Genomic DNA, 13,513 nt, shown 5'->3' with positions numbered 1-13,513 from the left:
GTTGGAAATATTCTATGACCATAGCAGCAATTCTCAAGGGATTAAACGAAAAGCAACGTGAAGCTGTCACCTCCCCATTAGGTAATATGCTGGTTTTAGCCGGTGCAGGCAGTGGTAAAACAAAAGTATTGGTGAGCCGTATTGCATGGTTAATCGAAGAACAGCATCTTTCTCCTCACGCCATATTAGCAGTAACATTTACAAATAAAGCGGCTGGTGAAATGAGATCGAGACTTAGCAGTATGTTGTCTACACCAACTTTGGGTTTATGGGTTGGTACTTTTCATGGATTATGTCATCGCTTATTACGCCGGCACTACAAAGAGGCTAATCTTCCAGAACAGTTTCATATTCTTGACTCGGAAGACCAGGCACGAGTTATCAAGAGAGTCATTCTTTCACTTAATCTTGATCCTGAGCAATGGCAAGTCAAACAAGCCCAGGCCTTTATTAATAGTAAAAAGGATGAAGGCTTGCGCCCACAGCATATTAATGCATTGCATTATGGTCCGACCAAGACTTTGGTTTCAATTTATAAGGCCTATGAAGAGGTTTGCCAAAGCTCAGGGGTAATCGATTTCGCTGAGCTGCTATTACGAACCCATGAGTTGTTGCGAGATAATGAAGATATCCTTGCCCATTATCGCGAGCGCTTTCAAGCTATTTTAGTTGATGAATTTCAGGATACCAATACGATTCAATATGCATGGATACGATTACTTGCTGGTGATCATACAGCCGTATTGGCTGTAGGAGATGATGATCAATCAATTTATGGTTGGCGTGGGGCCAAAGTGGAAAATATTCAACAATTTATTCATGATTTTAAGGATACCCAAATCATAAGACTTGAACAAAACTATAGATCGACTGCAATGATATTAAATGCAGCCAATGCATTGATTCAGAATAATAGTACTCGTATGGGGAAAGAATTATGGACTGCTGGTAGTGAAGGAGAAAAAATTCTTGTATACAGTGCTTTCAATGAATTGGATGAAGCACGTTTTATTACTGAACGAATTAGTATGGAATTGAGCCAGGGTGCCAGTGCTGATGAGATTGCAGTGTTATATCGATCCAATGCTCAATCCCGTGTTTTGGAAGAAGCTTTGTTACGTTCAGGTATAGCTTACAGGATATATGGGGGAGTTCGTTTCTTTGATAGAGCGGAGATTAAAGATACCTTAGCTTACGTAAGATTGTTAGTTAATCCAAATGACGATACTGCTTTTGAAAGAGTGGTTAATTTTCCTGCCCGAGGAATAGGAGAAAAAACATTGGATGAGGTTCGCCAGTACGCCAGAGCAGAACAGTGTTCGCTGTGGGATGCTTCCAAGGGCATACTCCAATCGACAGGATTAGGGCAAAGAGGTAGTTTGGCATTAGCCAGATTTATTGATTTGGTCGAAAAATTACAGGTTGTGACTGCTAATAAAGAGTTGGATGAGCAGATTTCAGATGTAATACAGCATAGTGGTTTATACGCTCATTTTAGCAAAATCAAAGGTGACAAATCTGAATCCCGTGTGGATAACCTGCAAGAACTGATTAATGCTGCTAAACAATTTCGATATGAATACGATGAAGAGGAGGAGTTACCTCTAGTCAATTCATTTCTTGCTCATGCTTCATTAGAATCAGGGGAATTGCAGGCCGATGAACATGAACGGTCGGTTCACCTAATGACCTTACATGCAGCCAAAGGCCTTGAGTTTCCTATTGTGTTTTTGGTTGGTATGGAAGAAGGGATATTTCCTGGGAGACAATCTGTTGAAGAGCCTGGTCGCCTGGAAGAAGAGCGTCGATTATGTTATGTCGGCATGACTCGTGCTATGCGTAAATTAGTTTTATCCTACGCTGAGGTCAGAAGACAATATGGCCGTGAAGAGTATCACAGATCATCAAGATTTTTACGTGAAATTCCTCAACAATTCCTTGATGAAGTACGAGTTAAATCACGGCCCCACTGGCCTGAAACTACAAAAAGCAAACTACCAGTGACTGACGAGGCGTCAGGCATTACAATTGGACAAAATGTGCAGCATGCCAAGTTTGGTCAGGGCGTTGTTCTTTCTATTGAGGGCAGCGGAGCTCATACACGAGTTCAAGTAAAATTCAATGAACATGGTGTAAAATGGTTGGTTTTAGCCTATGCTAATTTGACTGAATGCCTGTAGGTGTTGGAATTTAACTTTTCTAAAAGCTTGAGGCACCCTGACTGCCAGTTTGTTGTAATATTGAATTTTTTTTTCATGAATGCTAGGGTGCGATTGGCAACAGAAATTTGTTATACTTTGCTGTTTTGAGCAGATCAATTAATGATAAGGTTATCTGCGAGATGTAATTTGCGTCATTGATTAATTATAAGTAAGGGGAATTGCGTGAAATTTACAAATTTATTAACAGCTGGAGCATTAGCCACCACATTAGTATCACCTGTAATTATGGCGGCTGATACGGCTAACGCTTCTTTATCAGATGCCCAAAAAAAGGAAATTGAAAAAGTCATTCATGATTATCTGATTAATAATCCGGAAGTTTTATTGGAAGCTTCACAAGCTTTACAACAAAAACAACAACAAAATATGCAACAGCAAGCTCAAGCAGCGATTCAGGAAAATGCTGACCAAGTTTTTGAGGGCAAATTAACTACTGTTGGTAATCCTAAAGGGAATGTTACGCTGGTAGAGTTTTTTGATTATCAATGCATTCATTGTAAAAAAATGGCGTCTACTATTGAAAATCTGGTTAAAAAGGACAGTGGATTACGAGTTGTATACAAAGAGTTTCCAATCTTTGGCAAGACTTCTGATTTAGCTTCCAGAGTTGCTCTTGCGGCGGGCATGCAAGGGAAATATCAGGCCATGCATAATGCTTTGATTAAGATAGACAAACGTTTGGATGAAAAAACAGTTATGGATGCCGCTAAATCTATAGGTCTGGATATGCAAAAGCTGAAAAAAGATATGGATAGCCAGGAAGTAACTGATATCCTGGATGCGAATCGCCAACTGGCTGAAAAATTGCATTTGATGGGTACGCCTGCCTTTATAATTGGCTCAACACCAGATGGTCAATTTAAAAAGGGCAGTGAAATATCATTCATACCGGGCGCTACAAGTGAGCAATCACTGCGTGAATTAATTAAAAAGGCGGCTGGCAATTAAGTATTTATCGAAATACTTGGATTAAATTCATATACCCCAGTTGTCCTCAACTGGGGTAGTATTTTAGTGTTTTGGCGATCATTCTGATCAACCCTGACACCCAACAATCCAATAAATTATTGGACTGAATATTAATTCTCTAAATGAAAGATAGGTTTTATGGGATATATCCTGGAAAGTAGGATTAAAAACCAACCTATATTTAAAGATCATATTTGTTATTTTTTGAGATTTTCATGACTAAACCTACTACCTTTCAAGAAATTATACTAACCTTGCAAAAATATTGGGCAGATCTTGGTTGTGTTATTTTGCAGCCGTTGGATCTGGAAGTTGGCGCGGGTACTTTTCATCCAGCTACTTTTTTAAGGGCGATTGGACCTGAGCCATGGTCTGCAGCTTATGTTCAACCATCCAGAAGGCCGACAGATGGTCGTTATGGAGAAAATCCAAACCGTGTTCAGCATTATTATCAATTTCAGGTGGTATTAAAACCGTCGCCATTGGATATACAAGACAGATATTTGGATTCATTGCGCGCACTTGGAGTAGATCCCTTACTGGACGATATCCGTTTTGTCGAAGACAATTGGGAATCACCAACTCTGGGTGCATGGGGGTTAGGATGGGAGGTTTGGCAAAATGGAATGGAAGTGTCTCAATTTACTTATTTTCAACAAGTGGGCGGTCTTGCATGTAAGCCAATCACTGGCGAATTAACTTATGGTTTGGAACGTATCGCAATGTTTGTTTTAGGGGTAGATAATTTATTTGATTTGCCCTGGTGTAAAACAGCTCATGGTGTAGTTACGTATGGGGATGTATTTCATCAAAATGAAGTAGAGATGTCGGCCTATAACTTTGAACAAGCCAATGTTGAAGAATTATTTAAGCAATTTGATTATTATGAAGGAGAGGCACAGAAGTTGATAGCTTTGCAATTACCTCTTCCTGCTTACGAAATGGTAATAAAAGCTTCTCATGCATTTAATTTACTGGACGCACGTAAAGCGATTTCTGTTACAGAACGGCAAAGGTATATTTTACGTGTAAGACATCTATCAAGAGCAGTAGCTCAAGCTTACTATCAAGCGCGCGAAGCGTTAGGTTTCCCTATGCAAAAGGTGTGTAATGGTCAATGATTTTATTTTTGAATTAGGATGTGAAGAATTGCCTTCCGGCGCTGTTTGGCCTTTGGTAAATGAATTTTCTACTCGATTGCTAGCCGCATTAGATAAGGCGCAATTAAGTTATGGCGAAGTAAAGAGATTCGCCACGCCAAGACGTCTGGCTATTGTTATCCATGACTTACAAACTGAGCAGGAAAGCCAAAAAGTCATACGACGTGGTCCTGCTGCAATAGCAGCATACGATAGCGAAGGTAACCCGACTCCTGCTTTGTCAGGATTTGCAAAATCATGTGGTGTCACGCTGGATGCGCTCACTAAGATTCAAACTGACAAAGGGGAATGGATTGTTTTTGAAACGCAGAGCGAAGGTACCAAAACAAAAGATCTCTTGCCTGCATTGGTTAGCCAGTCTTTAGAGTCTTTACCTATTGCTAAACCCATGAGATGGGGAGAAGGGGACGATGAATTTGCAAGACCCGTTCATTGGGCTGTGATGCTTTATGGGAATGAGATACTTAAGCATACAATTTTAGGCGTTACAAGTGGTTGTCAAAGTCGGGGACATCGCTTTCATCATCCGCAGGAAATAAGGATAAATTCAGCCGCAAGCTATGAAGATCAGATGAAAGATGCCTTTGTAATTGCCAATTTTGATACTCGTCGTCAAACCATTATTCATCAGGTACAAAAATTAGCGGAACCTTTTGGCGCTTCAGTGGTGATGCCTGAAGAATTGGTTGATGAAGTAACTTCCATAGTGGAATGGCCTCAGGCGCTTATTGCAAGTTTTGAAGAGGAGTTTTTAGAGGTTCCAGCTGAAGCCCTGATTGCTTCCATGCAATCCCATCAGAAGTGTTTTGCATTAAAAAACAAGCATGGTGAGCTGTTACCTCATTTTATCACGGTATCTAATATTACCAGTTCTAATCCGAATCAAGTTGTTTTAGGAAATGAGAAGGTAATGAGAGCAAGATTGAGTGATGCCGCTTTTTTCTTTAAACAAGATAAAAAACAGCCATTAAGCGCACATATCCCTTCTACCGAGCAGGTTATTTTTCAAGTAAAACTGGGAAGTATGTATGATAAGGTGCAACGAATTAAGACAATGATGGGTCATTTAAGTCAGTCTCTCAATTTACCGCCTCACCTGGCGGAGCGAGCTACTTTATTAAGCAAGTGTGATTTGATGACAGGAATGGTAGGTGAGTTTCCTGAATTACAAGGAATTATGGGGTATTATTATGCTCTTAATGATGGCGAGGAAGCTGTTGTTGCCACTGCTTTAAATGAGCAATACATGCCTCGATTTGCTGGTGATGAGCTACCCTCAACCGATTTGGGTAAGGCACTTTCCTTGGCAGATCGTATCGATACCCTGGTGGGTATTTTTGCGATTGGCCAAAAGCCAACTGGAGTAAAAGATCCTTTTAAATTAAGACGCCACGCTTTGGCTGTAGTCCGTTTACTCATTTCAATATCGGCACCGCTTAATTTATCAACTTTGATTAAAGAAGCCTTGGCTAATTATGGTGATCGACTCCCTCAAGACAAGAATTTAGTGGCTGAATTAAAACCATTTATTCTTGAGAGACTTCAATCTTATTATCAAAATCAAGGTATCAGCGCTGATTTGGTTCATGCTGTTCGTGCTCGTCAGGATGATTGGTTATATGATTTAGATAAGCGTTTATTCGCTTTAAAGTCATTTATTACTATGCCAGAGGCGACATCATTATCAGCTGCCTGTAAGCGTGTTGGCAATATCTTGGCCCAGGCAGCATATGCGGATAAAAAAGTAGATATTAAGGAAGAGCTTATAGAGGAAGGCGCTGAAAAAGCATTATTTGATCATCTTAATAAAATTACTAAAACAGTAGAAACTTTATACATTGCCGGAGATTACCAAGCATTACTTAAGCTTCTGGCTAGTCTTAAAGAGCCAGTAGACGCTTTTTTTGATCATGTGATGGTTATGGTTGAAGAGGAGTCATTGAAACAGAACAGGCTTGCGCTCCTGCAGCGATTACAAGAGTTATTGCAGGGTGTAGCTGACATTTCAATGTTGTAGCACTTATGAATCGAATTATATTGCTTGATAGAGATGGAGTAATTAACACTGACTCAATCAATTATATTAAGAATGCTGATGAGCTTATTATTATACCCGATAGCATTACTGCGATAGCTCGTTTATGTGCTGCCGGATATAAAATCGGTGTTGCAACCAATCAATCTGGAGTTTCAAGAGGACTATACTCAGAGAATGATTTATCTGCTATCCATCGTAAGCTGAAAGACGTACTTGCAGAGGCTGGGGGACAAATTGATGCCATAGAATATTGTATTCATTTGCCTGAAGACAAGTGTTTTTGTCGAAAACCACAGCCAGGAATGTTAAAGGCTTTGGCAGAAAAGTTAAATTGTTCCCTGGATAGTGTGCCCTTCGTCGGAGATAGAGTTTCAGATATACAAGCAGCATTGGCAGTTGGTGCTCAGCCTATTATTGTACTTTCAAATATGACCGATATGTCTGAGTTGGCAGAATATCCTGAAGTACCGATTTATAATTCCCTGTTACAGTATGTCAATCAATTATTATTGTAAGAATGAATAGAATAAAAGCAGTTGGTTATGAAAATAATGAACTCAAAGAAAAAGCACAATTATTAGCTGACCAATTGAATTTACAGTTAGATCAGAATGCTGACACTTGCCTTTTTGTTACTCATGAAAAACTGACTTTAAAAATTCCAAATTTTTCTCTTATGTTTGCTGATTTCAGCAGTAATACCTGGAATAAAAGAAAAGGCGAGGGTAAAAAACAGGGTTTGATCAGGGCCTGCAAACCAACTAAAGGTATAAAAATTTTAGATGCTACTGCAGGCTGGGGGAAAGATGCTGCTATTTTAGCATCTTTTGGTGCCGATGTGGTTATGCTGGAACGTCATCCAGTTATGGCTGCACTGCTTACTGATGCATTATCTCGCAGAAAGGACACAGATATTCAAAAAATGAGTTTGTCTTTGATTGAAAGTGATGCTATTTCATTCCTGCATAGTTTACAGGAAAAGGATTATCCCGATATTATTTACATTGATCCCATGCATCCGGAGCGAAGTAAATCGGCTTTAGTTAAGAAGGAGATGCAAGTTTTGCAGCAATTAATTGGCGTTGATAATGACGCAATGGAATTAATCAAGCGGTCTTTATCTCATGTTAAGTCAAGGGTTGTTGTCAAGTGGCCACAAAAAGTGAAACCACTACTTCCTCCAGATGCCTCAATTGACGGTAAGACTGTAAGGTTTGACATTTATATGCCCAAATTTTCTTCCATCTAACCAAATTCTTCCAGTTCTTCTCTTAACCGTTTTTCCTCTAACAGGTCTTCTATTTTTCTACGTCTTTCCAATTTTGTTGAAGGGCTTGCCTCAGTTATGACAGGTTCAGTATCACTAAAATCATCCATTTCATTGTCAAATTCATCAAAGCGACGAGTACTCATAGCTTTCTCCTTAGCTAACCCGTTGAATTCCATATCTATTCTCGATGATACTAAAATACCTGGAATAGTTATACAGACACTTTATTTTTAAAAGCTACCTCAAACAGCCTAATTGCCTCAGTTTGTCCAAGCTATCCGATATCTACTTTATGGATACTTCTTATAAACATCGTTAAATAGAGAAACAGCCATTTAAAATTTAAGTGTTCATAATGGATAAAATATCAGAAATTGATGATTTGAGGTAGTGAAATTTTTTGAACAAATTTTGGGAAAAGATAGATAATGAGCTGAATTTAGATTAAACAATCCAGGGTGTGACTCGCATTAATGTATGAATATTTGCGAGCACTCTTTGATTGGGTAATTTAAAATCATGTGAATTTTTATTTTCCAACAAGTTCAATTATAATTCTTTCTTGGATTATCCCAAGTGAATAGAAATATGACGAAATGTATGAAAGACAAATTTGAAATGTATGATAAATTACCACCAGAACTTAAAATTGAAATCGCACAAAATTTGTCAACCGCTGATTTAGTGGACTTGGCTCAGGCATCAAAATATCATTTGGCTTTGTTTAAACCCATGGTTGATGTTCGTAAGCTACTGCACCACGTCGTACGTGGCAAGCATGATGCAGTTCAATCGATGTTAAAAAATGACATGAGTTTAATTTTTAAAAGGAGCAAAGTAACGGATTGTTCTGGGCGAACCTTTGATAACGTAAGTGCTTTTGAGTATGCACTTTGGGCCTTGGATAAACACATGTGGGCAGAAATGATTGCGTGTATATCCCCGAATGAAGAAGGTAGAGAGATATTCTTACAATTGATTGCTCAATACAACAAAGTCAACAGAGATGGAGTCACTTATAGGCTTAATGCTAAAACAGTTACTGAACACCATTTTGATTTCAAGAATACCATTATTAAAGAGTTGCAAATACAAGTTGATTCGATAAACACTCCAGGAGTTAAGAATTTGGATACAATTAATAAGCAGTGGCGAGAAGGTGTTGGTGGTGCTCAAAAGCTACTGCCTATGCATGTTGTTGATGAGTACTGCTCTAATGAACCTTTTTACCCTGTACCTCAATTTACCTCACAGCCAAAATCTTCGAAACAATTTTATAATTGGACTATTGAAAAGGTTGAAAATTGGTTTAGTAATGATTCTAAGTTGGGGGCTAATTTTGCTATATATAAAGGGCCTGGGGAGCGGGCGGGCGGCATGTGGTGCTGGGGGGGCGCATGGAATGTGTTTGCTGACGATTTAGATGCCATGAAGGCATTATGTGAATTAAGAACAATGGACTTTATCAATCTCAAATCACAACTTGAGGAACAGATAACTTTGGATAATAGTCAGCAAGTGTTTCAAATTTGACTGTATTGTCAGCATGTCAATATAAAACCCTTCAGCGTCAGCTGCCGTATGCTCATAATCCCACTCTCAAAGTATAAGTCAATTATTGGTGGGTCATGCCATGTTGTTGTTCATCAACAGGCTGTGTTTGTGCGCGTTCTTGTTGCTGCTGTTTGGCTCGTAATGCGGCGATTTCCTGCTTGACGACGACGGTGTTAACTGGGCCGCTTGATGTTTTGGGAGTCTTTATATCCTCATAATCTTTCGAGATTTTTGAAGCTCTTGACATAATATCCTGATAAGTTTTTTGATCTTCTTTAAACAGCTCTTCAGCCTTCATTGGTTTGCCGTTAACATTAATTGTGATCTTGTCTACTGGAAAACCGGCCTCGATGCAGGCAGCGAATGATTGTCTGCCTCTTTCCATCGCCACTTTCTCGCTATTTGGAAAATTACAATTCATTTCAATAGAATCATAGCCTGAGGCTTTTATAGCCTGAGCAAGGAGCATTAAGTCTGTTTTGACATTTTGCCTTGGATCCTGATAATAGAATGGATTTATCATTGGCATTTTGATTGTAAAACTGCCGTCGGGTTGCTGATGAAGTTCTCTTCCTGTAATACTTTTGATGACAGGGATATCCTTGAGTTTGATCCCACTGAGATCAATTTTGTCTTCTGATAAACCTACTTGAACTGTTGTAGTTTCAGGAGGAAGCCCTTTTCTTTCACGTTCTTTTGCATATAACTTTTCAAGCGTTTGACGCATTTCCTTATTGTTTTCATACAGATTCGCAAGAAACAGATATTCTGTTGATTCACTTGCCGAGGCTTTATGCAGTTGAGTTAACGATTCGCTTGTGGATTTATCAAATTCACCCAGTTGCGTTTTGTGGGTTTCTTCCAATTCCTTGATCAGACCTTCTGTGACTTTCTTAACTTCATCATTATCCTTAAGACCCAAAGCTTTTTTTAAGTCGGATACGTAATTACCATTTTGTCCTTCTTTCTGAGGATCCAGTTTTTCTTTCAACATTTGGATTTCGTGAGCTTGCTGTTCCAATATCGCTTTACGCGCATCATCAGTCAGCTCTTTCATTGTGCCCACAAGATCCTGGGCTCGGAATTTGCTTGGAATTAATTTGGTGAGCTCTTTAAATGTTGAGGTTGATTCTGTAAAGTTTTTTTGTGCTGTCTTAAACTTTTCAGTTGGTGCCAGGACTGTTTTACTTAAGACATCCCGTATGTTGTCTCCTTCGGTAGTATTGGCTTCCTTAAGTTTATCATGAAATAGCAAACCTCCGGGCAGGCTTGTTTTTGGAAAAGCACGGAAATCATCTACTCTGGAACTGACAAGCTTATCAAATGCATCAGAACTAAAACTTGAATTTTCTGGCAAACCAATGAGATCTCTGTATTCTCTCTCTAGCTTTTTGAATTCTTCAGAAGTGTATTTTTTTGTACGGCTCTCTGATTTTAAATGTTTACCAATTAAAGGGATAGAATTATAAAAAGCCATATCAAATACCTCAATAAGGTTATCTAGATAAAGTATAACAGTTTTTTATTAAGTAAAAATTAAGCTAATTTATTAATAATTACCAGGCTGGTATTGCATCTTCTCCAAACAATTTTTTTGCTTTTTCTTTTACCTCTTCTGAATTCAATGCCTTCACAAATAATTCTAGTTGTGGCCTTTTTTGAGTGTCACGGCGTATCACAATGATGTTGGCATAAGGTGAATCCTTACCTTCAGTGAACAAGGCATCTTTTGATGGGCTTAATCCTGCAGGCAGGGCAAACGTAGTGTTGATGACTGCAGCGTCAACATCAGGGAGTACTCTGGGTAATTGAGCGGCATCTATCTCTTTGAATTTGAATTGCTTGGGGTTACTTTCAATATCTTGAATACCGCTATTCGTTGTATTTTTAAGAGTAATCAGATGAGCTTTCTCTAATAATAGGAAGGCACGCATCTCATTACTGGGGTCATTTGGTACTGCAATTATTCCATTTTCAGGTAATTCACTGAGCGTTTTATATTTCTTCGAATAAATGCCCATTGGATAAACGAAGGTTCTGCCGATTGCCTGCAAGTCATAACCATGGGACAAGATAGCAGCTTTTAAATAAGGTAAATGTTGATAAACATTAGCATCCAGGCTGCCATCCTGCAGTGCTTCATTGGGTAAATTATAATCATTAAATTCAACAATTTTTATGCTCAGCCCGTACTCTTTTTCAGCGACTTGTTTTGCTGTTTCAATAAGTTCTGTTTCAGGGCCTGCAATTGTACCTATGACCAGAGTATTGGGGGCTGGTTTACTGCTGCAAGCTACCAGGCTAATGATTAAAACCAAACAACTTAAAATTCTCATTGAACCTCCCAATTAATAATGTGTGCTACGTTTAGCTAAGTAGTCTCCAACCATTTGTATTAGTTGGACCAAAATGATTAATACAATTACAGTAGCTATCATAATGCCAGCGTTAAAGCGTTGATAACCATAATTGATCGCTAAGGTACCTAATCCTCCTGCACCTACAGCTCCTGCCATGGCTGAATAATTAATCAGAGTTATCGCTGTCACTGTAATGGAATGAATTAATCCTGATTGTGCCTCAGGTAATATGATATGTAAAATAATTTGGCGTGTGTTAGCTCCCATAGAATACCCGGTTTCTATAAGACCAAGGGGTAGCGATTGGAGAACATTATCAACTAGCCTTGCAAAAAAAGGTGTCGCACCAACTGTTAGTGGGACGATTGCGGCATTGATCCCTATGCTGGTACCAACAATTAGCCTGGTGAATGGAATAATAGCGACAAGTAAAATAATAAAAGGTATGGAACGGAAAATATTAATCAGCGCAGACAACATTTTATTCAGTCCGACGTTTGGTTTTATCCGGGATGATGAGTACAGCAATATACCTAAAGGCAACCCAAGAAGCACTGCAAAAAGAGTACTAAAAAACACCATATACAGTGTTTCTCCTGTAGCAGCAAGTAAATCATAAACCATCTGGTAGGACATAGCCTAAAACCTCCACAGTAATACCAGCTTGTTCGCAACGATTGATAAATGCTTCAAGCAATAAAGGATTCGCTGTTAATTCAACAACCAAAACACCACAGGTCACACCATCAAAACGATCGATGTTTGCCAGTAGAATATTGATGTCCATGTTCAATTCTCTACTGGTTTGGCTGATAAAAGGTACCGTGGCTTCCTCGCCCTGAAAAAATAATCTTACGAGAGGCTTTTCGGTAGCATAATCTGCCAATCTGCGTGTAAGGCAGGTTGGTAGTTCGGGGCTAATTTGTGCATAAAGCATTTTGCGAGCGAGGCTCTCTGGCTTATTGAAAATGTTAGATAAAGCAGTGGTTTCAACAATGTTGCCATCAACCATGACAGACAGTCTTTGACAGATTCGTTTTACGACATCCATTTCGTGGGTAATTAAAACAATAGTAATTCCATACAATTCATTGATTTTTTTTAGTAGCGATAATATAGAATCAGTAGTTTCAGGATCAAGGGCTGAAGTGGCTTCATCACACAGTAGAATTTTGGGGGAACAACTCAGCGCTCGGGCAATTGCCACTCTTTGTTTTTGCCCACCACTAAGTTGCGAGGGGAAAGCATCCTTTTTATCTGTTAACTCGACAACGGGAAGCAGTTCTTCAATTTTCTGTTTGATCGACTCTTCGTCTATACCCTGGATTCTCATTGGAAGGGCTATATTATCAAAAACAGTTTTTGAGTTTAACAAATTAAAATGTTGGAAAATCATGGCAATTTTGTGACGAGCCAAGGCTAAATCTTTTCTGGAAAGGGTCATCAAACTCTGTCCATCAATAATGACTTCACCTTCGTCAGGTTTTTCCAGTAGATTAATGCAACGCAATAATGTTGATTTTCCTGCTCCACTTTTCCCTATAACTCCAAAAATTTCACCTTCCTGAATAAATAAATTAATATCGTTTAAGGCGATTTTACCGGAGAAAGATTTTTTTAGCCCACATAATTCAATCATTATTATAACCTGGGATTATCGCTTGCGGGGGCATAAAGTGGGGATTAGGAAGCTACCGCTTTAGCCGTATTTTCAAAAGATATCTGAATCAATAAAAAGCAATAATTGCGTTTTACCTCGATTTTAGAGTTTTCATTATCTTAAACAGAGGAATATATCTTTTGAGCGTCCGCAAGCTGTGTTTCAAATCGACGCTATGCACAAGTATACACAAACTGGATTCATAAACAAAGAAAAATCTTGATTGAAGGAGGTATATCGATTTGCTTTCATGATTATTGGTGGGATTGCAGATTATATA

At 38.8% G+C, this 13,513-nt stretch carries 12 protein-coding genes; 7 read left to right on the top strand and 5 right to left on the bottom strand.

The genetic code is table 11. The features are described 5' to 3' along the window. Window positions 1–14 precede the first annotated feature (14 nt). The 6 genes from uvrD to EL201_RS09405 all read left to right on the top strand — a co-directional run bounded on the left by uvrD (window position 15) and on the right by EL201_RS09405 (window position 7,638). Entirely contained in the window at window positions 15–2,180 is a 2,166-nt protein-coding gene (gene uvrD / locus EL201_RS09430) for a DNA helicase II (protein WP_027222027.1), read from the top strand. Between the two features lie 204 nt (window positions 2,181–2,384). Next, the gene (locus EL201_RS09425) at window positions 2,385–3,170 is read left to right on the top strand and encodes a DsbA family protein (protein ID WP_027222026.1); all 786 of its coding nucleotides are present in this window, start codon (window positions 2,385–2,387) and stop codon (window positions 3,168–3,170) included. A 236-nt stretch (window positions 3,171–3,406) separates the two neighbouring features. Then, on the top strand, window positions 3,407–4,312 hold the full coding sequence (glyQ, locus tag EL201_RS09420; protein ID WP_027222025.1) for a glycine--tRNA ligase subunit alpha: 906 nt from the start codon (window positions 3,407–3,409) through the stop codon (window positions 4,310–4,312). Next, complete coding sequence (gene glyS, locus EL201_RS09415) at window positions 4,302–6,368, top strand: glycine--tRNA ligase subunit beta (RefSeq protein WP_027222024.1); 2,067 nt, start codon at window positions 4,302–4,304, stop codon at window positions 6,366–6,368. Before glyQ ends, glyS begins: the two co-directional genes overlap by 11 nt. Before the next feature lie 5 nt (window positions 6,369–6,373). Further along, window positions 6,374–6,904, top strand: coding sequence for a D-glycero-beta-D-manno-heptose 1,7-bisphosphate 7-phosphatase (gmhB, locus tag EL201_RS09410; RefSeq protein WP_027222023.1), 531 nt, complete (start codon window positions 6,374–6,376; stop codon window positions 6,902–6,904). A 2-nt stretch (window positions 6,905–6,906) separates the two neighbouring features. Continuing rightward, window positions 6,907–7,638: a class I SAM-dependent methyltransferase gene (locus EL201_RS09405; protein ID WP_027222022.1), complete on the top strand. Its 732-nt coding sequence runs from the start codon at window positions 6,907–6,909 to the stop codon at window positions 7,636–7,638. Here EL201_RS09405 and EL201_RS15680 read toward each other — a convergent pair. After that, window positions 7,635–7,802 carry a PA3496 family putative envelope integrity protein gene (locus tag EL201_RS15680; protein ID WP_162839341.1) on the bottom strand — a complete coding sequence of 56 codons (168 nt, stop codon included), beginning with the start codon at window positions 7,800–7,802 and terminating at the stop codon, window positions 7,635–7,637. The genes EL201_RS09405 and EL201_RS15680 overlap by 4 nt on opposite strands. Window positions 7,803–8,259: 457 nt before the next feature. Here EL201_RS15680 and EL201_RS09400 point away from each other — a divergent pair, with 457 nt between their 5' ends. Further along, window positions 8,260–9,192: a hypothetical protein gene (locus tag EL201_RS09400; protein WP_027222021.1), complete on the top strand. Its 933-nt coding sequence runs from the start codon at window positions 8,260–8,262 to the stop codon at window positions 9,190–9,192. 82 nt (window positions 9,193–9,274) lie between these two features. Here the strand turns inward: EL201_RS09400 and EL201_RS09395 are convergent, their stop codons facing one another. The 4 genes from EL201_RS09395 to EL201_RS09380 form a co-directional block, all read right to left on the bottom strand. Beyond that, complete coding sequence (locus EL201_RS09395; RefSeq protein WP_027222020.1) at window positions 9,275–10,690, bottom strand: hypothetical protein; 1,416 nt, start codon at window positions 10,688–10,690, stop codon at window positions 9,275–9,277. A 79-nt stretch (window positions 10,691–10,769) separates the two neighbouring features. Further along, complete coding sequence (locus tag EL201_RS09390) at window positions 10,770–11,549, bottom strand: MetQ/NlpA family ABC transporter substrate-binding protein (protein ID WP_027222019.1); 780 nt, start codon at window positions 11,547–11,549, stop codon at window positions 10,770–10,772. 12 nt (window positions 11,550–11,561) lie between these two features. After that, complete coding sequence (locus EL201_RS09385; RefSeq protein WP_027222018.1) at window positions 11,562–12,209, bottom strand: methionine ABC transporter permease; 648 nt, start codon at window positions 12,207–12,209, stop codon at window positions 11,562–11,564. After that, window positions 12,187–13,212 carry a methionine ABC transporter ATP-binding protein gene (locus tag EL201_RS09380; protein ID WP_027222017.1) on the bottom strand — a complete coding sequence of 342 codons (1,026 nt, stop codon included), beginning with the start codon at window positions 13,210–13,212 and terminating at the stop codon, window positions 12,187–12,189. The genes EL201_RS09385 and EL201_RS09380 overlap by 23 nt, the downstream gene beginning before the upstream one ends. Window positions 13,213–13,513: the final 301 nt, after the last annotated feature.

This window comes from Legionella pneumophila subsp. pascullei, assembly GCF_900637585.1.
Taxonomy (GTDB): Bacteria; Pseudomonadota; Gammaproteobacteria; order Legionellales; family Legionellaceae; genus Legionella; species Legionella pascullei.
The sequence above is the reverse complement of the archived record's forward strand: the minus strand, read 5'-3'. Positions and strand labels throughout refer to the sequence as shown.

Coding starts and splice junctions, on each gene's coding strand:
- uvrD (WP_027222027.1), top strand. CDS start 15: ATGACCATAGCAGCAATTCTCAAGGGATTAAACGAAAAGCAACGTGAA.
- glyQ (WP_027222025.1), top strand. CDS start 3,407: ATGACTAAACCTACTACCTTTCAAGAAATTATACTAACCTTGCAAAAA.
- glyS (WP_027222024.1), top strand. CDS start 4,302: ATGGTCAATGATTTTATTTTTGAATTAGGATGTGAAGAATTGCCTTCC.
- gmhB (WP_027222023.1), top strand. CDS start 6,374: ATGAATCGAATTATATTGCTTGATAGAGATGGAGTAATTAACACTGAC.
- EL201_RS09405 (WP_027222022.1), top strand. CDS start 6,907: ATGAATAGAATAAAAGCAGTTGGTTATGAAAATAATGAACTCAAAGAA.
- EL201_RS15680 (WP_162839341.1), bottom strand. CDS start 7,802: ATGAGTACTCGTCGCTTTGATGAATTTGACAATGAAATGGATGATTTT.
- EL201_RS09400 (WP_027222021.1), top strand. CDS start 8,260: ATGAAAGACAAATTTGAAATGTATGATAAATTACCACCAGAACTTAAA.
- EL201_RS09395 (WP_027222020.1), bottom strand. CDS start 10,690: ATGGCTTTTTATAATTCTATCCCTTTAATTGGTAAACATTTAAAATCA.
- EL201_RS09390 (WP_027222019.1), bottom strand. CDS start 11,549: ATGAGAATTTTAAGTTGTTTGGTTTTAATCATTAGCCTGGTAGCTTGC.
- EL201_RS09385 (WP_027222018.1), bottom strand. CDS start 12,209: ATGTCCTACCAGATGGTTTATGATTTACTTGCTGCTACAGGAGAAACA.
- EL201_RS09380 (WP_027222017.1), bottom strand. CDS start 13,212: ATGATTGAATTATGTGGGCTAAAAAAATCTTTCTCCGGTAAAATCGCC.